25 protein-coding genes are annotated in these 23,382 nt (G+C 66.5%); 16 read left to right on the forward strand and 9 right to left on the reverse strand.

From position 1 onward, the window contains the following. Positions 1 to 80 precede the first annotated feature (80 nt). From V2B31_RS03980 to V2B31_RS04005, 6 genes are all read left to right on the forward strand, one after another. A complete protein-coding gene (locus V2B31_RS03980; RefSeq protein ID WP_328275561.1) occupies positions 81 to 548 on the forward strand; it encodes a PTS sugar transporter subunit IIA in 468 nt (155 codons plus the stop codon). Then, entirely contained in the window at positions 535 to 996 is a 462-nt protein-coding gene (locus tag V2B31_RS03985) for a PaaI family thioesterase (RefSeq protein ID WP_328275563.1), read from the forward strand. The genes V2B31_RS03980 and V2B31_RS03985 overlap by 14 nt, the downstream gene beginning before the upstream one ends. Continuing rightward, a complete protein-coding gene (locus V2B31_RS03990; RefSeq protein ID WP_328275565.1) occupies positions 986 to 1,327 on the forward strand; it encodes a DUF1491 family protein in 342 nt (113 codons plus the stop codon). The genes V2B31_RS03985 and V2B31_RS03990 overlap by 11 nt, the downstream gene beginning before the upstream one ends. Positions 1,328 to 1,505: 178 nt before the next feature. Then, positions 1,506 to 2,171 carry a cell wall hydrolase gene (locus tag V2B31_RS03995; RefSeq protein WP_328275567.1) on the forward strand — a complete coding sequence of 222 codons (666 nt, stop codon included), beginning with the start codon at positions 1,506 to 1,508 and terminating at the stop codon, positions 2,169 to 2,171. A 182-nt stretch (positions 2,172 to 2,353) separates the two neighbouring features. Next, positions 2,354 to 2,848, forward strand: coding sequence for an MmcB family DNA repair protein (locus tag V2B31_RS04000; protein ID WP_328275569.1), 495 nt, complete (start codon positions 2,354 to 2,356; stop codon positions 2,846 to 2,848). Next, positions 2,848 to 3,243, forward strand: a complete 396-nt coding sequence (locus V2B31_RS04005) for a hypothetical protein (protein WP_328275571.1) — start codon at positions 2,848 to 2,850, stop codon at positions 3,241 to 3,243. The genes V2B31_RS04000 and V2B31_RS04005 overlap by 1 nt, the downstream gene beginning before the upstream one ends. Before the next feature lie 24 nt (positions 3,244 to 3,267). On the opposite strand, the gene V2B31_RS04010 is transcribed toward V2B31_RS04005, so the two are convergent. Then, entirely contained in the window at positions 3,268 to 3,882 is a 615-nt protein-coding gene (locus V2B31_RS04010) for an ankyrin repeat domain-containing protein (protein WP_328275573.1), read from the reverse strand. Positions 3,883 to 3,922: 40 nt separating this feature from the next. On the opposite strand from V2B31_RS04010, the gene V2B31_RS04015 reads away from it, so the two are divergent. The 3 genes from V2B31_RS04015 to V2B31_RS04025 are packed head-to-tail and all read left to right on the forward strand — an operon-like array spanning position 3,923 to position 5,683. Next, positions 3,923 to 4,567 carry an SCO family protein gene (locus tag V2B31_RS04015; protein ID WP_328275575.1) on the forward strand — a complete coding sequence of 215 codons (645 nt, stop codon included), beginning with the start codon at positions 3,923 to 3,925 and terminating at the stop codon, positions 4,565 to 4,567. After that, positions 4,567 to 4,992, forward strand: a complete 426-nt coding sequence (locus V2B31_RS04020) for a YcgN family cysteine cluster protein (protein ID WP_328275719.1) — start codon at positions 4,567 to 4,569, stop codon at positions 4,990 to 4,992. The genes V2B31_RS04015 and V2B31_RS04020 overlap by 1 nt, the downstream gene beginning before the upstream one ends. Further along, positions 4,973 to 5,683: a M48 family metallopeptidase gene (locus tag V2B31_RS04025; protein WP_328275578.1), complete on the forward strand. Its 711-nt coding sequence runs from the start codon at positions 4,973 to 4,975 to the stop codon at positions 5,681 to 5,683. Before V2B31_RS04020 ends, V2B31_RS04025 begins: the two co-directional genes overlap by 20 nt. A 199-nt stretch (positions 5,684 to 5,882) precedes the next feature. Here V2B31_RS04025 and trhO read toward each other — a convergent pair whose 3' ends face one another. Continuing rightward, complete coding sequence (trhO, locus tag V2B31_RS04030) at positions 5,883 to 6,710, reverse strand: oxygen-dependent tRNA uridine(34) hydroxylase TrhO (RefSeq protein ID WP_328275580.1); 828 nt, start codon at positions 6,708 to 6,710, stop codon at positions 5,883 to 5,885. 65 nt (positions 6,711 to 6,775) lie between these two features. On the opposite strand from trhO, the gene pdeM reads away from it, so the two are divergent. Both pdeM and V2B31_RS04040 read left to right on the forward strand, forming a co-directional pair. Next, a complete protein-coding gene (gene pdeM, locus V2B31_RS04035) occupies positions 6,776 to 7,435 on the forward strand; it encodes a ligase-associated DNA damage response endonuclease PdeM (protein ID WP_328275582.1) in 660 nt (219 codons plus the stop codon). Between the two features lie 189 nt (positions 7,436 to 7,624). Next, entirely contained in the window at positions 7,625 to 10,426 is a 2,802-nt protein-coding gene (locus V2B31_RS04040; RefSeq protein ID WP_328275584.1) for a TonB-dependent receptor, read from the forward strand. A 137-nt stretch (positions 10,427 to 10,563) separates the two neighbouring features. Here V2B31_RS04040 and V2B31_RS04045 read toward each other — a convergent pair whose 3' ends face one another. Beyond that, positions 10,564 to 11,295 carry a YggS family pyridoxal phosphate-dependent enzyme gene (locus tag V2B31_RS04045; protein ID WP_328275586.1) on the reverse strand — a complete coding sequence of 244 codons (732 nt, stop codon included), beginning with the start codon at positions 11,293 to 11,295 and terminating at the stop codon, positions 10,564 to 10,566. A gap of 22 nt (positions 11,296 to 11,317) precedes the next feature. Here V2B31_RS04045 and V2B31_RS04050 point away from each other — a divergent pair, with 22 nt between their 5' ends. Next, a complete protein-coding gene (locus V2B31_RS04050; RefSeq protein ID WP_328275588.1) occupies positions 11,318 to 11,866 on the forward strand; it encodes a thiamine phosphate synthase in 549 nt (182 codons plus the stop codon). A 75-nt stretch (positions 11,867 to 11,941) separates the two neighbouring features. On the opposite strand, the gene V2B31_RS04055 is transcribed toward V2B31_RS04050, so the two are convergent. Further along, positions 11,942 to 12,616 carry an HAD family hydrolase gene (locus V2B31_RS04055; protein ID WP_328275721.1) on the reverse strand — a complete coding sequence of 225 codons (675 nt, stop codon included), beginning with the start codon at positions 12,614 to 12,616 and terminating at the stop codon, positions 11,942 to 11,944. 98 nt (positions 12,617 to 12,714) lie between these two features. Here V2B31_RS04055 and V2B31_RS04060 point away from each other — a divergent pair, with 98 nt between their 5' ends. Genes V2B31_RS04060 through V2B31_RS04075 form a run of 4 tightly spaced genes read left to right on the forward strand, consistent with a single transcriptional unit; the run spans position 12,715 to position 16,294 of the window. After that, on the forward strand, positions 12,715 to 13,824 hold the full coding sequence (locus tag V2B31_RS04060; protein WP_328275591.1) for an ABC transporter permease: 1,110 nt from the start codon (positions 12,715 to 12,717) through the stop codon (positions 13,822 to 13,824). After that, on the forward strand, positions 13,824 to 14,696 hold the full coding sequence (locus V2B31_RS04065; protein WP_328275593.1) for an ABC transporter ATP-binding protein: 873 nt from the start codon (positions 13,824 to 13,826) through the stop codon (positions 14,694 to 14,696). Before V2B31_RS04060 ends, V2B31_RS04065 begins: the two co-directional genes overlap by 1 nt. A gap of 3 nt (positions 14,697 to 14,699) precedes the next feature. After that, positions 14,700 to 15,662: an MlaD family protein gene (locus V2B31_RS04070; protein WP_328275595.1), complete on the forward strand. Its 963-nt coding sequence runs from the start codon at positions 14,700 to 14,702 to the stop codon at positions 15,660 to 15,662. Then, entirely contained in the window at positions 15,662 to 16,294 is a 633-nt protein-coding gene (locus tag V2B31_RS04075) for an ABC-type transport auxiliary lipoprotein family protein (RefSeq protein ID WP_443021796.1), read from the forward strand. The genes V2B31_RS04070 and V2B31_RS04075 overlap by 1 nt, the downstream gene beginning before the upstream one ends. A gap of 86 nt (positions 16,295 to 16,380) precedes the next feature. On the opposite strand, the gene pepN is transcribed toward V2B31_RS04075, so the two are convergent. The 5 genes from pepN to mnmG form a co-directional block, all read right to left on the reverse strand. After that, positions 16,381 to 18,978 (reverse strand): aminopeptidase N, encoded by a 2,598-nt coding sequence (gene pepN, locus V2B31_RS04080; protein ID WP_328275597.1) that lies wholly within the window; start codon positions 18,976 to 18,978, stop codon positions 16,381 to 16,383. Positions 18,979 to 19,180: 202 nt separating this feature from the next. Then, on the reverse strand, positions 19,181 to 20,113 hold the full coding sequence (locus V2B31_RS04085; protein ID WP_328275599.1) for a ParB/RepB/Spo0J family partition protein: 933 nt from the start codon (positions 20,111 to 20,113) through the stop codon (positions 19,181 to 19,183). Beyond that, entirely contained in the window at positions 20,110 to 20,892 is a 783-nt protein-coding gene (locus V2B31_RS04090) for a ParA family protein (protein ID WP_328275601.1), read from the reverse strand. The genes V2B31_RS04085 and V2B31_RS04090 overlap by 4 nt, the downstream gene beginning before the upstream one ends. Beyond that, on the reverse strand, positions 20,889 to 21,530 hold the full coding sequence (rsmG, locus tag V2B31_RS04095; protein ID WP_328275603.1) for a 16S rRNA (guanine(527)-N(7))-methyltransferase RsmG: 642 nt from the start codon (positions 21,528 to 21,530) through the stop codon (positions 20,889 to 20,891). The genes V2B31_RS04090 and rsmG overlap by 4 nt, the downstream gene beginning before the upstream one ends. Further along, entirely contained in the window at positions 21,527 to 23,377 is a 1,851-nt protein-coding gene (mnmG, locus tag V2B31_RS04100) for a tRNA uridine-5-carboxymethylaminomethyl(34) synthesis enzyme MnmG (RefSeq protein WP_328275605.1), read from the reverse strand. Before mnmG ends, rsmG begins: the two co-directional genes overlap by 4 nt. Positions 23,378 to 23,382: the final 5 nt, after the last annotated feature.

Consider the following 23,382-nt stretch of genomic DNA (forward strand, 5'->3'; position numbering starts at 1 on the left):
GGCTTATGGGGCCGGGCTTTCACAGTCCGGGGATCGCGCGAGGAAAAGACGCTGCGCGGCCCGGCCGTTTCGGATTGGCCATGGTTCACTTCACCGATATCGTTTCGCCCGAGGCGCTCGCCACGGGCGTCGCCGCCAATGGCAAGAAGTCGCTCTTTCAGAAGATCGCCACGCTCGCGTCCTGCGCCTATGGGCTGGAGGCGGACGAGGTCGCCGATGCGCTGTTCGAGCGCGAGCGGCTGGGCTCGACCGGCTTCGGCGGCGGCGTCGCCATTCCCCATGCCAAGTTGCCCGGCCTTACCCGCATGTGCGGCGTGGTCGTGCTGCTCGATCCGGCGGTGCCGTTCGACGCGGTCGACGACGCGCCGGTCGATATTCTCTTCGCCTTGCTCTCGCCGGTCGACAGCGGCGCGGAGCATCTGAAGACCCTCGCCCGCGTATCGCGCTATCTGCGCGACGAGTCGGTCGTGGCGCGGCTGCGCGGCGCGAAATCGACCGAGGCGCTGCACGCGCTGCTCGCCGGCGGCGGGGCGCGTGACGCAGCCTGACGGCCCAAGCGGCGAGGCGGCGCATTTCCGCGCGCTCGAGTCGCTCTATCGCTCCGCGCCGATCAACCGGCTGTTCCGCTCGGAACTCAAAATCCCCGAGGCCGGGCGCTCGATCATCGACTTCGAGGTGGACGAAAGCCAGTTCCACGCGGCCGGCGCGATCCACGGCACCGTCTATTTCAAGATGCTGGACGATGCGGCCTTCTACGCCGCCAACAGCCTCGTCAGCGATCGCTTCCTGCTGACCACCGCGTTCAACCTGCTCTTCACCCGCCCGATCGGTCCGGGCCGGATACGCGCCGAGGGCCGCTGGATCAGCGGCAAGCGCCGCGTCTATGTCGCCGAAGCCAGCCTGATCGACGCCGATGGCGAGGAAGTGGGGCGCGGCACCGGCACCTTCATGCGATCGCAATTCGCCCTGTCGTCGCTGCCCGGCTATGGCGGCTGACGCGCGGCTGACCAGCGCCACGCTGGTCGCTGCGCTCCGCCGCCGCGTGACCGCCGAGGGGGGCTTCGCGACGGTCGTCGTGCGGGGCGACGACATCAGCGGCGTCATATTGGTGCAGGCGCTGGAGCGCGGGCGCTTTACCGGCCTGTTCGAGCGCGTGCCGAACCTCGACGGGAATTATGCGTTGATGCCCTGCGGACCTGCGCCCGAAGACGGCGCGGAGGCGCTGGATCAGTATATAGCGCGTCGCCGCAGGTCGGACCCCGACCTGTGGATAATCGAGCTTGATATCCCGAACGCAGAACGGTTCGCCGCTGAAACGATCTGCTGATCGTTGACTCTCCGATATGGTTTGGGCAGAGGCGCGCGCACGCCAACGCGCAGGTTGCCGCTTTCGCCCATGGGGGGCGGGCGCGGTAAACACGCAGACGGGGGGCGGCCGGTCGTCGACAAGAATATCGGGTTAAAAGACGACGCCCCGGCCAAGAACCGCCTAATTTTGAGCCACAATGAGTTTTCGTCTGAAAGCTGCCATCACGGCGGCGCTTTCCCTGTCCGCAACCGCTGCGGTCATGGCCTCCGACATGTCGATCGCGGGTGAAGCCATCCCCTCGGCAGTCTCTCTTTCCGGCGCCCTTCCGGTCGCGCCTTCGGCCGGCAGCCAGCCCGCCGTCATCTTCTCAGCGCCGCGCGAAGTCGCGCAGCCGCTGACCCCCGCCCCGAAGGGCGACACCATGATCTCCCCCGACACCCCGGTTCAGGCAAGCAGCCTCGCTGCTCTGGTCGACGCCCATGGCGCGCCCGAGGAGCTGGACGGCGACATGAAATGCCTCGCCGGCGCGGTCTATTTCGAGGCCAAGGGCGAAAGCCTGGAGGGCCAGCTGGCCGTCGCGCGCGTGATCATCAACCGCGCCAAGTCCGGCCGCTTTGCCGACAGCCTGTGCGGCGTCGTCTATCAGCCGAGCCAGTTCAGCTTCGTGCGCGGCCGCGCCATGCCGCCGATCCGCACCGACAGCCGCGACTGGCGCGAAGCCGTCGCCGTGGCGCAGATCGCGGCCGAAGGCGGCTGGGACAGCCGGGCCGAAGGTGCGCTCTTCTTTCACGCCCGCCGCGTCTCGCCCGGCTGGGGCAAGGCGAAGCTGGCGTCGATCGACAACCACGTCTTCTATCGCTGAGATCGGTGCGACCTGACCAAACCAAGAGCTTGCTGTTCCCCGGCGCAGGCCGGGGTCCAGTCCCACGCTTTGAACTGGACCCCGGCCTGTGCCAGGGAACGTAATGCGATTGCTTCAAAAGGCCGGTTCGGTTCGCCGAATCGGCCTTTTCATTTGTTCTCGACCTGTTCTAAGGTCGGCGCATGGACGCCGCGACGAAAGACAGCTGCTCACCCCTGACCGACGGTACCGCGCTCGCCGTCGCGCGCGGCACGCTGCGCCTTTTCTTCCGGCACGACATGAGCGGCATATTGGAAGTGCCGCTGCCAAATGGCCGCCGCGCCGACATCATGGCGATCGACGGCGCGGGGCGGCTGACCATCGTGGAGATCAAGTGCAGCCGCGCCGACCTCATGGGCGACATGAAGTGGCCCGACTATTTCGACTATTGCGACCGCTTCTTCTGGGCGGTGCCGGCGGGGTTCGACCTTGCCCTGTTCGACAGCGAAGCGCTCTGGCCCGCGCGCACCGGCCTCATCGTCGCGGATCAATATGACGCCGAACTGGTCCGCCCCGCGCCGGTGGAGCCGCTCGCGGCGGCGCGGCGCAAGGCCGAAACCCTCCGCTTCGCCCGCCGCGCCGCCCGCCGCCTGACCGCGCTCGGCGATCCCGATCACGCTGCGGAACTGGGGTGGTGATGCGATCGCACGTTGAATTCCGGTCAGCCGAACTGAACGAGCGCGATGGCGCCCATCCCGTCAAAGGACGGGCGGTTGCCGAACTCTTGGCTCAGTCGCTGCCTCTTTATGGAAGCGCGGCCGAATCTATCGCCGCAGAGGATTGGGGCTGGCGTATCATCATCGCCAATGACCCCTTCCCTCTGTGGATCGGGTGCGGGCAGTATCTGGAATTCGACGATGGCTTCCTGTGCTTCATAGAGCCATCGAGACCCTATGTGCGGCGATGGTTTAGAAAGATTTTCGTGTTTGACGCCGTTGAACGGCTGGCGAGCGCGATGGACCAATGTTTGCGGCGCAGCAGTGCGATAACCGATATACGTTGGTGGGACGATGAAGAAGTCAGTGCGAACTGACGATCATCTGCCCGTTGGCCACAATCAGAAAACCGGCCCCTGCACTGGCCCTGTCGGCTTTGCCGCGCTGCTCTTCGCCGCATCCAGCGCCTCGACAAGCCCTGGCGTCCGCGTATCGCGCTGCGCATAATCCTTCGCCGACATGCCGGCGATACTGTCGCGCTTGTCGGGATTGGCCCCCTGCGCCACCAGCAGGCGGACGAGCGCCACGTCGCGCAACTGCACCGCGCGGATCAGCGGGGTTTCGCCATTGTCGTTCACCTTGTCGACCTGCGCCTTGTAGGTCAGCAAAGTCCGCACCCCTTCCTCGAACCGGCTCTGCACCGCGTCCATCAGCGGCGTGTTGCCATCATTGTCGGTGAGGTTGGGGTTGGCGCCCTTCGCCAGCAGGAAAGTGAGCCAGGTCGCGTCGCGCCGCGCGACCACGATATGCAGCGCATTTTCGCCGCTGGTGACGTCGCGGCTGTTGATGACGGTGGAGCCGGGCTTCTGGATGAGGTCGGTGACCTTCTGCCCGTCCTTGTCCTTGACCGCTTTGAGGAAATTATAATTGTCCGAAAACTGCGCCTGCGCTGCGCCGGGCGTCATCAGCCCCAGCGCCAGCGATCCCAGAAGTGCGGTCAGGCGTTTCGTCGTCATGGTCAGGCCCCGTTGATTGCAAATCGCGTGCTAGCAGGGCATGGCTGGCCCCGCCATGAACAAAGACGCCGCCGCCTTCATCCTGCCCGTGCTCGCCCTGCTCTCCGCCTGCAATATGGGGGATGGCGGCAACGCATCAAGCGCGCAGGGCGACCTTGTCGGCGCGCGGATCGGCGCGCCCTTCACCCTCATCGACCAGAATGGCAAGCCGGCCCGCTGGAGCGACTATCAGGGCCAATATCGCCTCGTCTATTTCGGCTACACCTATTGCCCGGATGTCTGCCCGATCGACCTGCAACGCATCATGCAGGGCTTTTCGGCGTTCGAGAAGGAAAAGCCGGCGCTCGGCGCCAAGGTGCAGCCCATCCTCATCAGCGTCGATCCGGGCCGTGACACGCCCGAGGTGCTGAAAAACTACGTCGCTGCTTTCCATCCCCGCCTGATCGGCCTCACCGGCAGCCAGGAGCAGATCGCGAAAGTCACAAAGGATTTCGTGGTCGTCTATCATGCCGAGGAGAGCAAGGGCGCGAGCGACTATCTCGTCAGCCACAGCCGCACGCCCTATCTGTTCGATCCCGACGGCAAGCCGGTCGCGCTGGTGCCGGTGGACGACCCCGCCACCCCCGACAAGGACGAAGGCGCGCCCGGCAATGTCACCGCCTTCCTCGACCGATGGATCAAGTGATCCCCTTCTGGGAAAAGCCCTTGGGTCAGCTCGACCGCGCCGAGTGGGAGGCGCTGTGCGACGGCTGCGGCAAATGCTGCCTCCACAAATGCCAGGATGAGGACACGGGCAACATCTATCCCACCAACGTCGCCTGCCGCTTGCTGGATCGCCAGAGCGGCCAGTGCAGCAACTACAAGAATCGCCGCACCTTCGTGCCCGACTGCGTGCGGCTGACCCCGACGAAGGTGCGCCAGATCGGATGGCTGCCACGCACCTGCGCCTATCGGTTGCGCGGCGAGGGGCTGCCGCTGCCGGCATGGCATTATCTCATCTCCGGCGACCGGGAGGCGGTGCACCGCGCCGGCGAGTCGGTGCGCGGCTGGACCGTGGCGGAGGCGGACGCCGGCGACTGGGAACATCATCTTGTCGACCGGGAACTCTGACGCCGCGATCCTGGTCGACGGCGTGGCGATGCCGGTGCGCGTGCGCCGCTCCGCGCGCGCGCGCGCCTATAGGCTGACGATCGACGCCACGCGTGGCGAACTGCGCCTTTCGCTCCCGGCGCGCGCCAATCTCGGCAAGGCGCTGGGCTGGGCGCAGGATCATGAGGGCTGGGTCCGCGCGCAGATGGCGAAGCAGCCGGCGATCACCCGGCTGGAGCATGGCGCGGCCTTTCCGCTGGAGGGGCGCACGGTGCGCATTTGCTGGGTCGAGGGCGCGACGCGCACGATCCGGCTGGAGGAGGACCGGCTGTTGCTCGGCGGCGCGGCGGAATCGGTCGGCGCGCGGGTCGAGCGCTGGCTCGTCGCGCGGGCGCGGGCGGTGCTGGAGGCGGAAACCCGCGCCATGGCGGCGGACCATGGCCTTGCCGTCGCCTCTGTCGGCATCGGCGATCCGCGCAGCCGCTGGGGCAGCTGCGCGTCGGACGGGGCGATCCGCTACAGCTGGCGGCTGATCCTCTGCCCGCCCGATGTCCGCCGCGCGACCGTAGCGCATGAACTGGCGCACCTGCTCCACATGGACCACAGCCCCGCCTTCCACGCCGCCCACCGCCGCATCTATGGTGCCGACCCGAAGCCGGCGCGTGCGTGGCTCCGCGCGCATGGCGCGGGTTTGCATAGTTATCGGGCGTAAGCTCTCCTTCTCCCTCGGAGGGAGAAGGATACGAAGCCTCGCCGCGCAGCGGCTAGGCGAAGTTGGATGAGGGGGATGGCAGGCGTTGGGTCAGTTGCGCGACATCGCTTCACCCTCGCCCAGCTTCGACTAGGCAGCACGCTGCCAAGTCTTCGCATCCCTCTCCCATCAAGGGAGAGGGGATTTGACATCGGCGTCCCTACCCCCGATGCGGCCACGCCCCCGACCCGTCGCCCGCGCAATCATGCGCCGCATCGCGCCGGTGCGGCAGGCCGCAGGCGCGGCAGGTGACATAGTCGCCGGGTTTCAGGCCATGGCCCACCGCCACCCGCTCGTCGAACACATAGCAGTCGCCCCGCCAGCGGCTCTGCGCTTCGGGCACCTCCTCCAGATAGCGCAATATCCCGCCTTTGAGGTGATAGACCTCCTCGAAGCCCCGCGCCTTCACCAGTGCGGTCGATTTCTCGCAGCGTATCCCGCCGGTGCAGAACATTGCGATCTTGGGCGCGCGGCTTTCCGCCTTCAGCGTCGCGGCAAAGCCGTCGAACCAGGCGGGAAAGTCGCGGAACGCGCGCGTCTCAGGGTCGATCGCGCCCTCGAAACTTCCCACCGCGACCTCATAGGCGTTGCGCGTGTCGATGACGACCGTGTCGGGATCGGCGATCAGCGCATTCCATTCGGCGGGGTCGAGATGCGCGCCGGCTTGGGTAACCGGATCAAGGTCGCCCGCGCCCAGCGTCACGATCTCCGCCTTCACCTTCACCTTCATCCGGGCGAAGGGCGCGGCGTCAGCCTCGGCATATTTGATGTCGGTGTCGGCGCAGCCGGGCAGCGCGCGGACATGCGCAACCAACGTCGCGATTGCCTCGGCCGATCCTGCCACGGTGCCGTTGACCCCCTCGCCCGCGACGATCAGCGTGCCGCAGGTGCCCAGTTCCGCGCACAGGGTGCGCAGATCGGCGGCTATGGCGTCCGGCTCCTCGAAACGGGCGAAACGATACAGGGCGGCGACGGTGAAGGGGGGCATGGCCGCGCCTATAGGGGTTCGCGCGCCCACTTGAAAGCCGGCGCAGGGAGGCGCATAGGCGGGGCATGGTTCCCCTTTCGTTCGCAGGCCATGCCTTTCTGGCGCTCCCCGAAGCCGCGCTCTTCTGGCCCGCCCAGGGCGCGCTGCTGGTCGCCGACCTGCATTTTGAAAAGGCGAGCTGGTATGCGCGCTTCGGCCAGTTCCTGCCCCCGCATGACAGCCATGCGACGCTGGACCTTATAGAAATGCTGGTGGCGCGCACGGGCGCGCGGGCGGTCTGGTCGCTGGGCGACAGTTTCCACGATCGCGACGGTGCGGCGCGGCTGGCGCCCGATGTCCGGGAAAAGCTGATTTCCCTTACGGAAAGGCTGGACTGGACCTGGATTACCGGCAATCATGACGTCGGGGTCGCGACCATGCCGGGGGGGCGGCGCGTGGCGGAGGCGGAACTGGGGGGGATATGGCTGCGGCATGAGGCGCAGGCCGATGATCCCCGACCCGAGATTTCGGGCCATTTCCATCCCAAGCTACGCCTGTCGCTGCGCGGCCGGCATGTGTCGCGGCGGTGCTTCGTGGGATCGGCGACCAAGCTGATCCTGCCGGCGCTCGGCACGCTGACCGGAGGGCTGGATGCAGGACATGGCGAGATTCGGCGCGCGGTGGGGCCGGGGGCAGCGGCGCTGGTGCCGGTCGCCGATCGGCTGCTGCGCTTTCCGTTATCGTAAAGCGACGTTACGGAAAGCGAATTTTAAGCCGTTGCCATTAGGCAACAGCGCATGAGTATGCGCGCGCTGCACCGCGAAAAAACCGCGCAAAAGCTAGGGTCTATTGCCATCGGGTGGCTGTGGCCGCATAATCATGCCCACGCTGACGCGGCAGAAAGCCGCGCGCGCCAGGAGAGGATGAAAAGCATCATGACAGACAAGAGTCTCTGGCTGACGACCGTTGGCGCGATAGCGCTCGGCATGGGCGCGCCCGCCATGGCGCAGGACAATGCTGCGCCGCAAGCCGCCGCCGAAGAACCGGGCGCTGACATCATCGTCACCGCGACCCGCCGCGCCAGCCCCTTGTCGGACGTGCCGATCGCCGTTTCGGCCGTTGGCGCGGCGGCGATGCAGAATAGCGGCGCGAGCGACATCCGCACGTTGAACCAACTCGCCCCCTCGCTGCTCGTCTCCTCGACCGGCTCCGAAGCCAATGCCTCGGCGCGCATCCGCGGCATCGGCACGGTCGGCGACAATCCGGGCCTCGAAAGCTCGGTCGCGGTGTTCATCGACGGCGTCTATCGCTCGCGCACCGGCGCGGGCCTCAACGAACTGGGCGAGATCGAGCGGGTCGAGGTGCTGCGCGGGCCGCAGGGCACGCTGTTCGGCCGCAATGCCTCGGCCGGCCTCATCAACATCATCAGCAAGGCCCCGGAGCGCGAATTCCACGCCAAGGGCGAGATCACCTACGGCAATTACGATTATTGGCGGCTGTCGGGCCGCGTCACCGGGCCGGTCGGCGATAACATCGCGCTGGCGCTCGACGGCGTCTGGAGCAAGCGCGACGGCTTCTACGATCTGGTCGACGGCGCGGGCAACACGATCGGCGACACCAATGATCGCGACCGCTATTTCCTGCGCGGCCAGGCGCTGATCGAGCCCAACGACGCGCTCTCGATCCGGCTGATCGGCGACTATACCAATCGCGACGAAAGCTGTTGCGGCGCGGCCTATATCGAGGCGCGCGAGCGGCGGCCGGTCGGCAACGGCCCCTCCTACACCGACGCGCCCTTCAACCGCATCGCTGCGATCCTTGCGGGCCAGGGCAGCGTCATCCCCGCCGATCCCTATGACCGCGACCTCGCCATCACGCCCGGCCGCGATTATGTGTCCAAGCTGCGCGACTGGGGCGTATCGGGCGAGATCAACTATGATTTCGGCAATGCCAAGCTCACCAGCATCACCGCCTATCGCGACTATAAGTCGCGCGACTATGGCGACTATGACTATAATCGCGCCGACCTGCTCTATCGCGATCCCAACACCTATCGCCAGTTCAAGACCTTCACGCAGGAATTGCGCTTGCAAGGGTCGGCGTTCAGCGATGCGCTCGACTGGCTGGTCGGCGGCTATTACGCCAATGAGCGGCTGACCTTGCAGGACAATATCCGCTTCGGGGCAGATTATGGCCGCTTCGCCGCCTGCCGTCTGATGGCGGGGGCGAGCGCGAACAGCAATTTCACCGCGCAGCAGCTCGCCGCCTGCGGCAGCGGCCTTGCGACTTCAGCGCTTATCACCGGCACCCAGGCTAACCTCAACGCCGGCCTGATCGCCGCGCTGACCGGCCGGGGCGTGCCGCTGCCGATCGCCACCGCGCAGGCGGGCGCGATCTCCACCGGCCTCGGCAACGGGTTGCGCGCGCTGGCGGCGATCCCGTCGGGCACCGGCGACGTCGCCTCCATCTATCGACAGAAGAGCGAGAATTGGGCGCTGTTCACGCACAACATCGTTCACCTGACCAACCGGCTCGATGTGACGCTGGGCTTGCGCTACACCCGCGAGCGCAAGCGTTTTTCGGCCGATCTTAACAACAACAACGCGACCTGCGCCGCGCTCCAGTCCTCGTCGCTGCCGGGGCTGGCGGTCAATCCGGCGCTCGGCAGCGCGGCGACACTCGCCGGCGGCATCCTCACCCTCGGCTGCCTCGGCAACGGCTCGACCACGCTCAACGCGCTCGATCTCAACGACCGGATCAGCGACGGCGAATTCAGCGGCACGGCGGTCGTCTCGTGGAAGCCGATCGACGACCTGCTCCTCTACGGCAGCTATTCCAAGGGCTATAAGGCCGGCGGCTTCAACCTTGACCGGTTCCAGCTCGGATCGACCGGGCTGAACGCAGTGCCGGCGGTCTATGCCCCCCGCACCAACGCCGACGTCACCAGCCTGCGCTTCGCCGCCGAAAAGGTCGACGCTTTCGAGGTCGGCCTGAAATACAGCCAGCCCAAATGGAGCGCGAACATCGCCGCCTTCCGGCAGGAGTTCAAGAATTTCCAGCTGAACACTTTCAACGGCACCAGCTTCGTCGTGCAGAATATCAATGGCTGCGACAGCGCGCTGACCGCCGCGCGCACCTGCGACAGCGGCGATGTCGCGCCCGGCCTCATCAGCCAGGGCGTCGAGCTGGAAGCGTCGGTCTCGCCCGTGCGCAACCTGCGTGTATCGGGCGGCTTCACCTGGTCGCGCGCGAAGTTCGCCAATCGTCTGGTCGGCAGCAGCGACGGTCGCGTGCCGCTCGACCCGGCCCTGTTCCTGCTACCGGGATCGATCAACAGCAATGCGCCGCAATCGGTCACCACCGCCAGCATCGCCTGGACCCCGGCGATCGGATCGAGCGGGCTGTCCGCCCTCTTCTACGTCGATGGGCGCATGAACAGCGGCTTCAACACCGGGTCCGACCTGTTCCCGGAAAAATATCAGGATGGCTTCTCCGTCTTCAACGCCCGCGTCGGCATACGCGGCAAGGACCAGCGCTGGGCGATCGAATTCTGGGGCCAGAATATCTTCAATACCGATTACACCCAGGTCGCCTTCTCCAGCCCGCTCCAGTCGAGCAGCCCGGCGACATCGACGACCGGCCAGTTCGCGCAAGGGGCGCCGATGGCGAACCAGCTCATCTCCGCCTATCTCGCCGAACCGCGCACCTACGGCATCACCCTCCGCGGGAGTTTTTGAGGAGCACCATCCTCCCCTGCAAGGGGAGGTGGCAGGGCGCAGCCCTGACGGAGGGGTGTCACCCTATCGATAGCGGGACACCCCTCCACCACTCGCTTCGCGAGCGGTCCCCCTCCCCTTACAGGGGAGGATCGATATCACACCCCCGAGTTCCTCACCATCCCCCGCCCGCTCCCCGGTATCGGGCGGGCCGGGGCGGGCCTTTCGCCGAACAAGGCCGTGCCCACGCGAACATCGGTCGCGCCCAGCATGATCGCGGTCTCATAATCGCCCGACATGCCCATGGAGAGCCGCTCCAGCCCCTCCTCGCGCGCCATTTTCGCCAGCAGCGCGAAGAAGGGCGCTGGCTCGATCCCGGCGGGCGGCACGCACATCAGCCCCAGTATCGGAATGTCCGCTTCCCGCGCCGCCGCGATCAGCGCGGGCGTGTCGGCAATGGCGCAGCCGCCCTTCTGCGCCTCCGCGCCGATATTCACCTGGATGAAGCAGGGCAGCCGCCTGCCCGCAGCGTCCATCGCCTTTGCCAGCGCACTCAACAGCGAAGGCCGGTCGAGGCCGTGGATCACATCGAACAAAGCCACCGCCTCGGCCGCCTTGTTCGACTGGAGTTGGCCGACCAGATGCAGTTCCACATCAGGCCATTCCGCCCGCAATGCCGGCCATTTCTCCTGGCTTTCCTGCACGCGATTTTCGCCGAACACGCGCTGCCCCGCCGCCAGCAGCGGGCGGACGGCATCAGCGTCATGCGTCTTGGACACGGCGATCAGGCGGATGGCGTCGCCGGCGCGGCCGGTCAGCCGCGCCGCGCGGTCCATGCCTTCGCGCACGTCCGCGAGGCGCGCGGCGGCTTCGATACTGTCGTTGCTCATCGGCGCTGCTATAGGATGGGCCATGCGCCCTCGCCACCGCAAATCCGTGCCCACGCTCTGGCTGATGACCGACGAGCGGGTGCCTGACGCGGCGCTGCTGGCGGCGGCGGCGCGACTGCCCAAGGGCCGCGCAGGGATCATCCTGCGCCATTATCGCACCGCGCCGGTGGAGCGTCGCGCCTTGTTCGAGACGCTGCGGCAGATCGCGCGGCGGCGGCGGCTGACGCTGCTGCTGGCCGGATCGGTGCGCGAAGCGGCGGCCTGGCGCGCGGACGGCGCGCATGGCCGTGACCGGCGGCGCGCTGCCCGGCCGCTGTTGCGCAGCGCCCCGGTTCACACCCCGCGCGAGGCGCTGGCGGCCCGGTCCGCGGACCTCTGCTTCGTCTCCCCGCTCTTCCCGACCCGATCGCACCCCGGCGCGCCGACGCTTGGCCGCGCGCGCTTTGCCGCAATCGCGCGCCTGATCGACGCCCCGGTCATGGCATTGGGTGGCGTGCGACCGGCGCACAGGCATATGCTTAGCGGAATCGGCGCGGCGGGATGGGGCGCGATCGACGGCCTAAGCGCCTGACTTCCGTTCGGTTCGAGCCTGTCGAGAACTCCGGCGCAACGGTTCTCGACAGGCTCGAACCGAACGGGTGGGAAGTTACGCCCAATCCACCCGCGCCCATCCGCGCTCCGCCGCCAGCCTCGCCAGCGGCTTGTGGGGATTGGCCGCGAACGCCACATCGGCGAATTCCAGCATCGGCGCGTCCGACACATGGTCGGAATAGGCGCGGATATGCGCGCTCGCCCGGTCGATCGCCTCGGCCGCCATCCACGCCTTTATCATCCGCAGCTTGCCGGTGTCGTAGCAATTTTCGCCGGCGATCTTCGCGCGGACATAGCGCAGATCCTGGCTCAGATGGTCGGTCGCGATTACCGCGTCGAAGCCCAGCCGGCGGGCGATCGGCTCGACATAGAGGCGGTAGGATGCGGTGGCGAGCACCAGCCGGCACCCGTCCGCCCGATCCTGCGCGATCTGCGCCACAGCCCCCTGTCGCAAATTGGTCGCGATCACCGTGTCGGCATAGCTTTCGATATGGGGCATGAGCTTCGCGCGCTCGACGTTCCAGCCGACCATCAGCGCCTGATTGACCTCCTTCAGCCGCTGCCGCGTGATGAGCTTCAGCACATAGGCCAGCATCGCCAGGATGACGCAGGGGAACAACAGCAATCGCCACGGCGCCATGCGCCGCGCGACATGCAGCAGGAAGCCGGTATAGGTGCCATGCACCGTCACCGTGCGGTCCATGTCGTAGATCGCCAGCCTGTACATTATGCCGTTTCCGAAACTTTTGCGCCCACCCTTCGTTCGGACTTGCGGATGGGCCGTTTCGGCTTGCCGCGCAACCGATAATGGACCACACATCCCCCATAATGCACACAGCCGCTGATCTTGCCGAGGACACACGCGACGGCGGCACGGTGATCCGGCTTTCCGGCTCGCTCGCCATAGCGTGCCTGCGCGACCTGCCCAACCGGCTCGACGCCGTGCAAGGGCCGGTGCAGGCGATCGACCTGTCGGAGGTCGGCCATATGGACACGATCGGCGCCTGGACCGTCCACCGGACGGCGCGGCGGCTGGGCTGCGACATCAGCGGCGGCAGCGAGGATGCGCGGCGGCTGATCGAGGCGGTCGGCGAGCTGGACGAGCCAGTCCCCATCCGCCCGGACAAGGTGCATCCCGTGTCCCGCGTCGTCGGTCAGATCGGCGAGGCCGTGACGACGGCGGGCTCGACGCTCGTCGGCCTGGTCGGCTTTTTCGGCAGCACGCTGGTCGCGAGCTGGAACATCATCCGCCACCCGCGCCGCTTCCGCCTCAACGCGGTGGTGCAGCGGTTCGAGGTTGTCGGCGTGTCCGCGCTCGGCATCATCGGCCTCATGAGCTTCCTCATCGGCATCGTCATCGCCCAGCAGGGGTCGGTGCAGTTGCGCCAGTTCGGCATGGAGATGCTGACCATCAACCTGGTCGGGCGCCTCACCTTCCGTGAGCTTGGCGTGCTCATGACCGCGATCATGGTTGCGGGCCGGTCCGGCTCCGCTTTCGCAGCGCAACTCGGCACGATGAAGCTGACCGAAGAAGTCGACGCGATGCGGACCATCGGCGTCTCGCCGATGGAAGCGCTGGTGCTGCCGCGCACCCTGGCGGTCGTCGTCATGATGCCGCTGCTCGGCTTCTACAGCTCGATCGTCGCGGTCATCGGCGGCGGCTTCCTCTGCGCGGTGGCACTCGACATCCCGCCGATCACGTTCGTCCAGAGGTTGCGGGAGGTGGTGCCGATCACGGACCTGTGGGTCGGCCTCATCAAGGCGCCGGTATTCGGCATCATCATCGCGCTGTCCGGCTGCTTTCAGGGGATGCAGGTCAAGGCCAATGCGGAGGAAGTCGGCCTGCGCACGACTGCCGCGGTGGTGCAGGCGATCTTCCTCGTCATCGTCATCGACGCCTTCTTCGCCGTCTTCTTCACTTGGGTAGGGTGGACCTGATGCGCGAGGAAGACATGATCGCTGCTGAGGAGCAGCGCGTCGAGGAAGCGTTCGAGCATAATGACGTCGCCATCAAGGTGCGCGGCCTCAAGAACAGCTTCGGCGACCAGACCGTGCATGACAATCTCGACCTCGACGTGCGCAAGGGCGAGATATTGGGCGTGGTCGGCGGATCGGGCACGGGCAAGTCGGTGCTGATGCGCTCGATCATCGGCCTCCAGACGCCCGACGAGGGCGAAATCTGCGTCTTTGGCGAATCGATGATCGGCCGGCTGGACGATGAGGCGCTGGCGATCCGCAAGCGCTGGGGCGTGCTGTTTCAGGGCGGCGCGCTGTTTTCGACCCTTACCGTCGCCGAAAATGTCGAAGTGCCGATCCGCGAATATTATCCCAATATCGGGCCGCAGCTGCGCGACGAGATCGCCGCCTACAAGATTCGCATGACCGGCCTTCCCACCGAAGCCGGCCCCAAATATCCCGCCGAGCTGTCGGGCGGCATGAAGAAGCGCGCTGGCCTCGCCCGCGCATTGGCGCTCGATCCCGACCTGCTCTTCCTCGACGAGCCGACCGCCGGGCTCGATCCGATCGGCGCGGCGGCATTCGACGAGCAGACGCGCCAGTTGCAGCAGACGCTGGGCCTCACTGTCTTTCTCATTACCCATGATCTCGATACGCTCTATTCGATCTGCGATCGGGTGGCGGTGCTGGCCGACAAGCGCGTGATCGCGGTCGGCACGATCGACGAATTGCTGGCGACCGATCATCCGTGGATCCAGGAATATTTCAACGGCCCGCGCGGCCGCGCCGCGACCGCGGCGGTGACACGCGAAAAGAACAGGGCGGCGGACGGCCCGCCGGACGGAAGGCGATAGGATATGGAAACCCGCTCCAATCATGTGCTGGTCGGCACGGTCACGCTGTTGCTGCTGGCCGCGATCATGGCTGCCGCCTTCTGGTTCTCGCGCCTGTCGCAGGGCGACAATCAGGAATATGACATCTTCTTCAAGCAGTCGGTGAACGGCCTCGCCAAGGGGTCGGCGGTCAATTATGCAGGCGTCCCTTCAGGGCAGGTCGAGACGATAGAGCTGTGGAAGCGCGATCCCAGCTTCGTGAAGGTCCGTATTTCGGTGCGCGAGGGCACCCCCGTCTTGCAGGGCACCACCGCCACCATCTCGGGCGTCGGCTTCACCGGGGTCAGCGAAATCGTGCTCGACGGCGCGGTCAAGGGGGCGCCGCCGATCCTCTGCCCGCCTGAAAATGTCACCGCCGCCTGCCCCGATGGTGTGCCGGTCATTCCGACCAAGCCCGGCGCGCTCGGCGAACTGCTGAACAATGCGCCGCAGCTGCTGGAGCGTCTCTCGACGCTCACCGAGCGGCTGACCGAGCTGCTGAACGACAAGAATCAGCAGTCGATCGCCGGCATCCTCGCCAATGTCGAGCGCGTGTCGGGCGCGCTCGCCGATCGCAGCCCGGAGATCGCGGCGACTCTCGCCGAAGCGCGCGTTGCGGTGCAGCGCACTGGTGTCGCCGTGGAACAGATCGGCAAGCTCGCCGCCACCACCGACTCGCTGCTCAACGATCAGGGCAAGCCGCTGATGGCCGACCTTCGCAAGACGGTGCAGGCCGCGAGCCGCAGCATCGACACGCTCGACAAGACGATCGGCGAAGCGCAGCCGGGCGTCCGCGCCTTCAGCAGCCAGACCATGCCGGAGGTCAATCAGCTGGTCCGCGACCTGCGCGAAATGTCGCGCGCCTTCCGCGGCGTCGCCGAAAAGCTCGACCAGCAGGGCGCAAGCTCGCTGGTCGGATCGCCCAAGCTGCCGGATTACAAGCCATGATGATGAAAGAGATGCGGACGATGATCCACGCGAAACCCCTTGGCGCGATGACCGCGCTGGCCGCTGCCATCCTTCTGTCCGGCTGCGTCTCGATCGGCGGCAAACCGCCTGCCCAGCTGCTGACTCTCGACGCTGTGCAGAAGGTGCCGGCGGGCGCAGCGCGGGTCTCGGGCGACGGGCGCACGCTGATCGTCGCCGATCCCGAAGCGCCCAAGATGCTCGACACGATCCGCGTGCCGGTGCAGACCTCGCCGACGTCGGTCGCCTATGTGGTGAAGGTGCAATGGGCCGACACGCCGCGCCATTTGTTCCGCCGCCTGCTCGCCGAAACCATTTCCGCCACCACCGACCGGGTCGTGCTCGACAGCGGGCAGTTTTCGGGTGACGGCGGGCAGCGCCTGTCAGGCGAGCTGGTCGCCTTCCAAATCGACGAACCCAGCAACAGCGCCATCGTCACCTATGACGCGGTGCTGACCACCCCCGCGGGCGTCGCCCTCGCCCGCCAGCGCTTCACCGCGAGCGCGCCGGTGGGCGCCAAGATCGACGCCACGACCGTCGGTGTCCCCCTCAACAGCGCCGCAAACAAGGTGGCCACCGACGTCGCCGCCTGGGTCGCGGCTGTGAAAGATTAATTTCGTGCTCCGGCGAAAGCCGGAGCCCAGGGTTAACCGGCAGTCCGTAGCCGCCCTGGGCTCCTGCTTTCGCAGGAGCACGGAACTTACTCCAGACTCTTCCCTGCCTGCTCCGTAACATCCTTCGACAGCCCCGGCTGCGCCAGGATCCGCTGCAATTCCCCCCGCATCAGCGCCGCCCGCGCCTCATCGAAGCGCCGCCAGCGTCCCAGCGGCGGCACGAGCCGCGCGGCGGTCTGCGGATTGAGCCGATCGAGCGCGATGATGCAGTCCGCCACCAGCGCATATCCTTTCCCCGATGCGTGGTGGAACGCCCACTGGTTTGCCGCAAACGCTCCATAAAGCGACCGCACCCGATTGGGATTGGCGAGGGTGAAATCCTTGTGCCGCCCCAGTTCCTCGACCTGCGCCACCGTATCGGGATGCAGCGCGAAAGCCTGCGTCTGGAACCATTTGTCGAGCGTCAGCGCATCGTCGGCATAGCGGTTGTAGAAAATGTCGAGTGCCGCCTCGCGCTCGGGACTTGTGCCGTTCGCCAGCGTGCCGAGCGCCGCCTGCCGCTCGGTCATATTGTCTGCCTCGCTGAACTGGGCGAAAGCGATCGCGGGACCGTCCGCTGCGCCCGACGCAACCAGATAATGGAGCGCCGCGTTGCGCAGCTTGCGCGCGCCTTTGGCGGCCGACGACAGCGAAAAGCCGTTCGCCTTGGTGCGCGCATGAATGTCGCGCCATAGCGGCTCCAGCGCCGCGCCGATCTTCTGCTGGAGCGCGTCGCGCGCCGCGTGGATGGCATCGGGGTCCACCCGCGCCATCTGATCGCCGAGATAGGCTTCGCTCGGCAGCCGGATCGTTTCGGCAATGAAGGCCGGGTCGAGCAGCGGGTTGGTCAGCGTGTTGCGGATCGCCTCGACCACTGCCTGATCGTCCGCCGCCTGGCCTGCGACCCGGCCGACGAGCACATTGACCATCAGTTGCTGCATCGCCTCATAGCGGGCGAAGGGATCGTCGTCATGCGCCGATAGGAAGGCGAGATCGGCCTGGCTGCGGTTGGTTTCGACGATCACCGGCGCGGAAAAGCCGCGGTTGATCGAGAGGATCGGCGGCGCGGCGAAGCCCTCGAAGCGGAAGCTCTGCTTCGCCTCCGTCAGCATCAGCAGTTCATCGCCATGATGCTGCCCCGTGGCGGGATCGAACAAAGCGGTGCGCAGCGGAACCGCCATCGGCTGCTTGTCCGGCTGGCCGGGGGTCGGCGGCAGCGTCTGCTCCAGCGCCAGTTCGACCGTCTGCGTTGCTGGATCATGCGACAGCAGCGCGCGGACATGGGGCGTCCCCGCCTGCTCGTACCAGAGGCGGAACTGGCCAAGGTCGATGCCGCCGCCCTCCTCCATCGCCAGTACGAAGTCCTCGCAGGTCGCGGCCTGCCCGTCATGCCGGTCGAAATAGAGGTCGGTGCCCATCCGAAACCGTTCCGGCCCAAGCATCAACGCCATCATGCGGATCAGCTCCGCGCCCTTGTTGTAGATGGTCGATGTGTAGAAGTTGCTGATTTCCATATAGGATTCTGGCCGGACCGGATGGGCGAGCGGGCCATTATCCTCCTGGAACTGCCCCGCGCGCAGGATGCGGACATCCTCGATCCGCTTGACCGCATGGCTGCCCATATCGGCCGAGAAATTCTGGTCGCGAAAGACGGTGAAGCCTTCCTTGAGGCTCAGCTGGAACCAGTCGCGGCAGGTGACTCGGTTGCCCGACCAGTTGTGGAAATATTCATGCGCCACGACCCCCTCGACGCCGTCATAGTCGATGTCGGTCGCGGTCTCCGGGTCGGCGAGAATATAGCGCGAGTTGAAGATGTTGAGGCCTTTATTCTCCATCGCCCCGAAATTGAAGTCGGCAACGGCGACGATGTTGAACACGTCCAGATCATATTCGCGGCCATAGACGCGCTCGTCCCACGCCATGCTGTTTTTGAGCGCCTGCATCGCATGAGCGGTGCGCGGCAGGTCGGTCTCCTTGACCCAGATGCCGAGCCGCACTTCGCGCCCGCTCATCGTCACGAACTGGTCGACGTTGCACGCAAGGTCGCCCGCTACCAGCGCGAACAGATAGCAGGGCTTGGGATAGGGATCGTCCCACTGCGCCCAGTGCCGCCCGTCCGCCAGCACGCCCTGCGCGATCGGATCGCCATTGGCGAGCAGCACCGGGAAACGCGCCTTGTCGGCCGTCATCCGCACGCTGTAGCGGGACAGCACATCGGGCCGGTCGGGGAAGAAGGTGATCCGCCGGAACCCCTCCGCCTCGCATTGGGTGCAGAGCAGCCCGCCGCTTGCATAAAGCCCCATCAGCTTGCTGTTGCTCGCCGGAGCCAGTTCGACAAGCGTTTCTACGCTGTGCGCCTCACCCGGCAGCGCAATGATGAGCGCGCCCGCGTCCAGATGCCATTCGGCATCCGTCAGCAGCCGCCCGTCTATCTTCACCTCCAGCGGGATCAGCCCGTCGCCGTCGAGCCGCAGCGGCCGGTCATGCTCGCCATTGCGGACCACCGACAGCACCGCGCGGACGCGGGTAAGCGCGGGGTCGAGATCGAAGTCGAGCGCGACCTCCGGCACCAGCCAGTCGGGAACGCGATAGTCGGCGCGGCGGATGACCGCGGGCGCGGCGGCGGTGGAAAGCATATCGGCCATGCCGCCAACCTAGGAGCCGCCCCGCCAAAAGACTAGGGCTAGTGGTCCTATTCTGACATTCGGTGCCGTTTGAAGCGAAGGCGCGCTCGAATGTCAGAATCTTCTCGGACCACTAGAAATATATGTTCTAGTGGATTTTACGATTTTGACATTTGCAGACCCATCCCAGCCTCCAGGGGATGCAAATGTCAAAATCAATCCACTAGATGCGCTCGCCCGAAAGCCGCTGGCAGAGCATATCGAGCTGGTCGAGATTGGAGTAGCGCAGCGCGAGCATCCCGCCCGCCGCGCCGCCATCATGGGCGATCCCGACCTTGAGGCCCAATATGTCGGACAGATGCTGCTCCAGCGCGGCAATATCCGGGTCTTTGCCAGAGCTGCCGCCGCCGCCGCTCTTCCGTCCGGTCGGCGCATCGTCCCCGGTCTTCGTCCGCCGTACCAGCTGTTCGGTGTCGCGGACCGACAGCTTCTTCTGCTCCACCTGCCCTGCCAGCCGCTCGCAATCGGGCGCGCCGATCAGCGCGCGGGCATGGCCCATGGAGATGCGGCCCTGCATCACCTGGTCCTGCACGCTCGCCGGCAGCTCCAGCAGGCGCATCAGATTGGCGACATGGCTGCGCGATTTGCCGACGATCCGCCCCAGCGCTTCCTGGCTATGATGGAATTCGGCGATCAGCTTGCGATAGGCCTCGGCCTCCTCGATCGGGTTGAGATCCTCGCGCTGGATATTTTCGATCAGCGCGATTTCGAGCGTTTCCTGCTCGTTAAAGTCGCGAACGATGGCGGGAATGCGATGAAGCTGCACCCGCTGTGCCGCGCGCCAGCGACGCTCGCCGGCGATGATCTGGAACCCGCCGCCATGCGGCCGCACGATGATCGGCTGGATGACGCCGCGCTTGGCGATGCTGTCGGCCAGCTCCTGCAAGGCGGCCTCATCGAAATGGCGGCGCGGCTGTTCCGGGTGCGGATGGATCAGCGCCACCTCGATGCTCTGCACCGCCTTGCCATTGGCCTGCGGCGCGGCGGCGGCGGCCGGCTCCTCGCGCGTCACATCGCCCAGCAGCGCGGACAAGCCCCGCCCCAGTCCCTGCGGACGCTTCGCCGCCTTGGGCTTCTCGGTCGTGTCGTCGCTCAAGCCGCAACCTCCTGGCGGGGCAGGCGCGCGATCAATTCGCGCGCGAGCCGCATATAGGCTTCCGATCCTGAGCATCGAAAGTCGTAGATCAGCGCCGGCACGCCATGGCTCGGCGCTTCGGACAGGCGGACGTTGCGCGGGATGACCGTGGAAAAGACGAGATCGCCGAGACACGCGCGCACATCGTCCGCCACCTGATCAGTCAGCCGGTTGCGCCGGTCATACATGGTGAGCGCTACGCCCATGATCGACAGGCCGGGGTTGAACCGCCCGCGAATCCGCTCGACCGTCGTGAGCAATTGCGAGAGCCCCTCCAGCGCGAAAAACTCGCATTGCAGCGGCACCAGCAACGATTGCGCCGCGACCATCGCGTTGATCGTCAGCAGGCCGAGCGAAGGCGGACAATCGATCAGGCAGATGTCCCACCTGCCCGGCTGCGCCTCGTCCAGCACCCGCGCCAGCCGATGCGTACGCTCTTCATAGTCGATCAGTTCGATCTCCGCGCCCGACAAGTCCTGCGTCGCGGGGACAAGGTCGAGCTTGGGCACGCGGGTAGTGACGATCGTATCGTCCAGCGCGCAATTACCGACCAACAGGTCATAGCTCGACTGCGCGCGATCCGCCTGCCCGATGCCGAGGCCGGTAGAGGCGTTGCCCTGCGGATCGAGATCGACCAGCAGCACCCGCAGGCCCGTCGCCGCAAGCCCCGTCGCGAGGTTGATCGCGGTCGTGGTCTTGCCGACCCCGCCTTTCTGATTGGCGATGGCGATGCGGATCATGGGCGATGCTTCCTCTTGCCGGCGGGTCGGACCCCTCGAGCGATAATGATGGCGCTTTCGCGATCGGTCACGCTGGGTTCCACGTGGAACACACCCTGCCATGCCGGACGCGCCGCCTCCAGTTCATTTTCCGCATTTCGCCCCTTGGGCAGCACCCACAGCGTATTTTTATCGGACAGGTGCAGCGCGGACTGGAGCAGCTTGCGCAGAGGAGCATAAGCCCGCGCGCTGATGACCGCCGCTGGGGTAGCGGGAACCTGTTCAACTCGTCCGCCATGGACGCGGGCATTGGATAAACCCAGTGCGGAGATCACCTGCTCCAGAAACGCGACCCGCTTGCGGCGCGATTCGACCATGACCAAGGGGTCCGGTCGCAGACAGGCAACCACTATTCCCGGCAGCCCCGCTCCCGACCCCAGATCCATCCACTCGCCATCGACCCACGCCGCGTGGGTCAGCAACTGGGCTGAATCGACGATATGTCGCGCCCATATATGCGCCTTGGTCGATTCGGCGATCAGATTCTGCTCGTCCGCCTCGGCCAGCAGCATGGCGACATAGGCTTCAAGCCTCTCCCATGTTTCACGTGAAACATCGAACTGCGCGTCCATCCATGCGCGCGCCTCCTGCTCGGTCACGCCGCCTCGCGTCGGATATGGACGAGGATTGCAGCCAGCGCGGCGGGCGTGATGCCCCGGATGCGCGCAGCGGCGGCTAACGTGTCCGGCCGCGCCGATTCGAGTCGCTCGATCATCTCGTTGGAAAGTCCGCCGATATGGCGATAGTCGAATCCCGTCGGAATATGCACCCGTTCGTTGCGCCGAAGCTCGGCAATCTCGGCGTCCTGCCGCTGGAGATAGGGCGCATAATGCGCGTCCTCCAACATTTCGGCGCGCAGCTCGGCAGGCGCTTCCCGCAGCGCTGGTGCAAGATCCAGCAGCAGCGTCGCATCGACTTCCGGGAAGCGTGCCCATTCGAACAGGCTGCGCCTTGCGCCATCCTGCCGCACCGGCACGCCTGCTTTCGCCAGCGCGCTCGCCGTCATCATCTGCCCCAACGCAGCTTCGACCCTGGTGCGCAGCCTCGCCCGCTCCGCCAGTCGTGCCGAGCGCGCCGGCCCGATCAAGCCATGGCGCAGACCGATTTCGCCGAGCCGCGTCTCTGCATTGTCCGCCCGCAGCCGGAGCCGATACTCTGCCCGGGCCGTCAGCATCCGATAAGGCTCAGTCACGCCCTGCAACACCAGATCGTCGATCATCACGCCGATATAGGATGTCGCGCGATCCAGGATCATGGTGTCGCCGCCGCCCGCCCACGCAGCAGCATTGGCGCCCGCCACAAGCCCCTGCGCCGCCGCCTCCTCATAGCCGGTCGTGCCGTTGATCTGACCCGCGCAGAACAGCCCCGGCACGTCCCGCACCGCCAGTGATGCGTCGAGTGCGCGCGGGTCGATATGGTCATATTCGACCGCATAGCCGGGCACGACGATCTCCGCCTGCTCCAGCCCCGCCATCGACCGCAGCATCGCCACCTGCACGTCGGTCGGCAGCGACGTGCTGATCCCGTTGGGATAGACGAGCGGATCGTCCAGCCCTTCGGGCTCCAGAAATATCTGATGCTCGTCGCGGTCGCCGAAGCGCAGCACCTTGTCCTCGATCGACGGGCAGTAACGTGGCCCCTGCCCCTCTATAGCCCCGCTGAACAAAGGCGACCGGCCCAGCCCTTCGCGGATGATCCGGTGAGTCTCGTTATTGGTGCGGGTGATGGCGCAGGAAAGCTGCGGCAGGACGCGGGCCGGGGTCAGCGGCGACATGGTCCAGTCCTGTCCGTCCGACGGTTGCGTCTCCAGCCGCGCCCAGTTGATCGTCCGCCCGTCGAGCCGGGGCGGCGTCCCGGTCTTGAGCCGCGCAATCGGCAGGCCCAGCGCGCGGAGCTGCATGCCCAATATCGTCGCAGCCTGCTCGCCGATCCGGCCGCCTTCCTCCCGTTCATCGCCGCGAAAAAGCCGTCCGCCCAGGAAGGTGCCCGTGGCAAGAACAACAGCCGATGCGCCCAGCGCCTGCCCACCGGCCAGCCCCACACCGGCAACTTTGCCGTCGGACAGCAGCAGCGAGTCGGCCTCACCCTCAACGACCGTCAATCCATTCTGGGCGTCGAGCAGCCGATGGATCGCCGCCCGATAGCGCTTGCGATCCGCCTGCACGCGCGGCCCCTGCACCGCAGCGCCCTTGCTGCTGTTGAGCATCCGATAGTGGATTGCAGCTTCGTCGGCGGCGCGCGCGATCAGCCCGTCCAGCGCATCGACTTCCCGCACCAGATGACCCTTGCCCAGCCCGCCAATCGCCGGATTGCACGACATTGCGCCGACCGTCGCCCGCGCAAAGGTGAGCAACGCCACGCGCGCCCCCTTGCGCGCTGCCGCTGCGGCGGCTTCGCAGCCGGCATGGCCGCCGCCGACCACGATCACGTCATAGCTTGTCTGCATGGCCG

Origin of the sequence: Sphingobium sp., assembly GCF_036170395.1 — a bacterium.
In the GTDB taxonomy this organism is placed as follows: domain Bacteria; phylum Pseudomonadota; class Alphaproteobacteria; order Sphingomonadales; family Sphingomonadaceae; genus Sphingobium.

What these genes read in the sequence shown, in the direction of transcription:
- V2B31_RS03980 (WP_328275561.1), top strand. Translation starts at nt 81, where the DNA reads ATGGTTCACTTCACCGATATCGTTTCGCCCGAGGCGCTCGCCACGGGC.
- V2B31_RS04065 (WP_328275593.1), top strand. Translation starts at nt 13,824, where the DNA reads ATGCGCGAGGAAGACATGATCGCTGCTGAGGAGCAGCGCGTCGAGGAA.
- V2B31_RS04075 (WP_443021796.1), top strand. Translation starts at nt 15,662, where the DNA reads ATGATGAAAGAGATGCGGACGATGATCCACGCGAAACCCCTTGGCGCG.
- V2B31_RS04010 (WP_328275573.1), bottom strand. Translation starts at nt 3,882, where the DNA reads ATGACGACGAAACGCCTGACCGCACTTCTGGGATCGCTGGCGCTGGGG.
- V2B31_RS04005 (WP_328275571.1), top strand. Translation starts at nt 2,848, where the DNA reads ATGCGATCGCACGTTGAATTCCGGTCAGCCGAACTGAACGAGCGCGAT.
- V2B31_RS04040 (WP_328275584.1), top strand. Translation starts at nt 7,625, where the DNA reads ATGACAGACAAGAGTCTCTGGCTGACGACCGTTGGCGCGATAGCGCTC.
- pepN (WP_328275597.1), bottom strand. Translation starts at nt 18,978, where the DNA reads ATGGCCGATATGCTTTCCACCGCCGCCGCGCCCGCGGTCATCCGCCGC.
- V2B31_RS03995 (WP_328275567.1), top strand. Translation starts at nt 1,506, where the DNA reads ATGAGTTTTCGTCTGAAAGCTGCCATCACGGCGGCGCTTTCCCTGTCC.
- pdeM (WP_328275582.1), top strand. Translation starts at nt 6,776, where the DNA reads ATGGTTCCCCTTTCGTTCGCAGGCCATGCCTTTCTGGCGCTCCCCGAA.
- V2B31_RS04000 (WP_328275569.1), top strand. Translation starts at nt 2,354, where the DNA reads ATGGACGCCGCGACGAAAGACAGCTGCTCACCCCTGACCGACGGTACC.
- trhO (WP_328275580.1), bottom strand. Translation starts at nt 6,710, where the DNA reads ATGCCCCCCTTCACCGTCGCCGCCCTGTATCGTTTCGCCCGTTTCGAG.
- mnmG (WP_328275605.1), bottom strand. Translation starts at nt 23,377, where the DNA reads ATGCAGACAAGCTATGACGTGATCGTGGTCGGCGGCGGCCATGCCGGC.
- V2B31_RS03990 (WP_328275565.1), top strand. Translation starts at nt 986, where the DNA reads ATGGCGGCTGACGCGCGGCTGACCAGCGCCACGCTGGTCGCTGCGCTC.
- V2B31_RS04060 (WP_328275591.1), top strand. Translation starts at nt 12,715, where the DNA reads ATGCACACAGCCGCTGATCTTGCCGAGGACACACGCGACGGCGGCACG.
- V2B31_RS04050 (WP_328275588.1), top strand. Translation starts at nt 11,318, where the DNA reads ATGCGCCCTCGCCACCGCAAATCCGTGCCCACGCTCTGGCTGATGACC.
- V2B31_RS04045 (WP_328275586.1), bottom strand. Translation starts at nt 11,295, where the DNA reads ATGAGCAACGACAGTATCGAAGCCGCCGCGCGCCTCGCGGACGTGCGC.
- V2B31_RS04090 (WP_328275601.1), bottom strand. Translation starts at nt 20,892, where the DNA reads ATGATCCGCATCGCCATCGCCAATCAGAAAGGCGGGGTCGGCAAGACC.
- V2B31_RS04070 (WP_328275595.1), top strand. Translation starts at nt 14,700, where the DNA reads ATGGAAACCCGCTCCAATCATGTGCTGGTCGGCACGGTCACGCTGTTG.
- V2B31_RS04015 (WP_328275575.1), top strand. Translation starts at nt 3,923, where the DNA reads ATGGCTGGCCCCGCCATGAACAAAGACGCCGCCGCCTTCATCCTGCCC.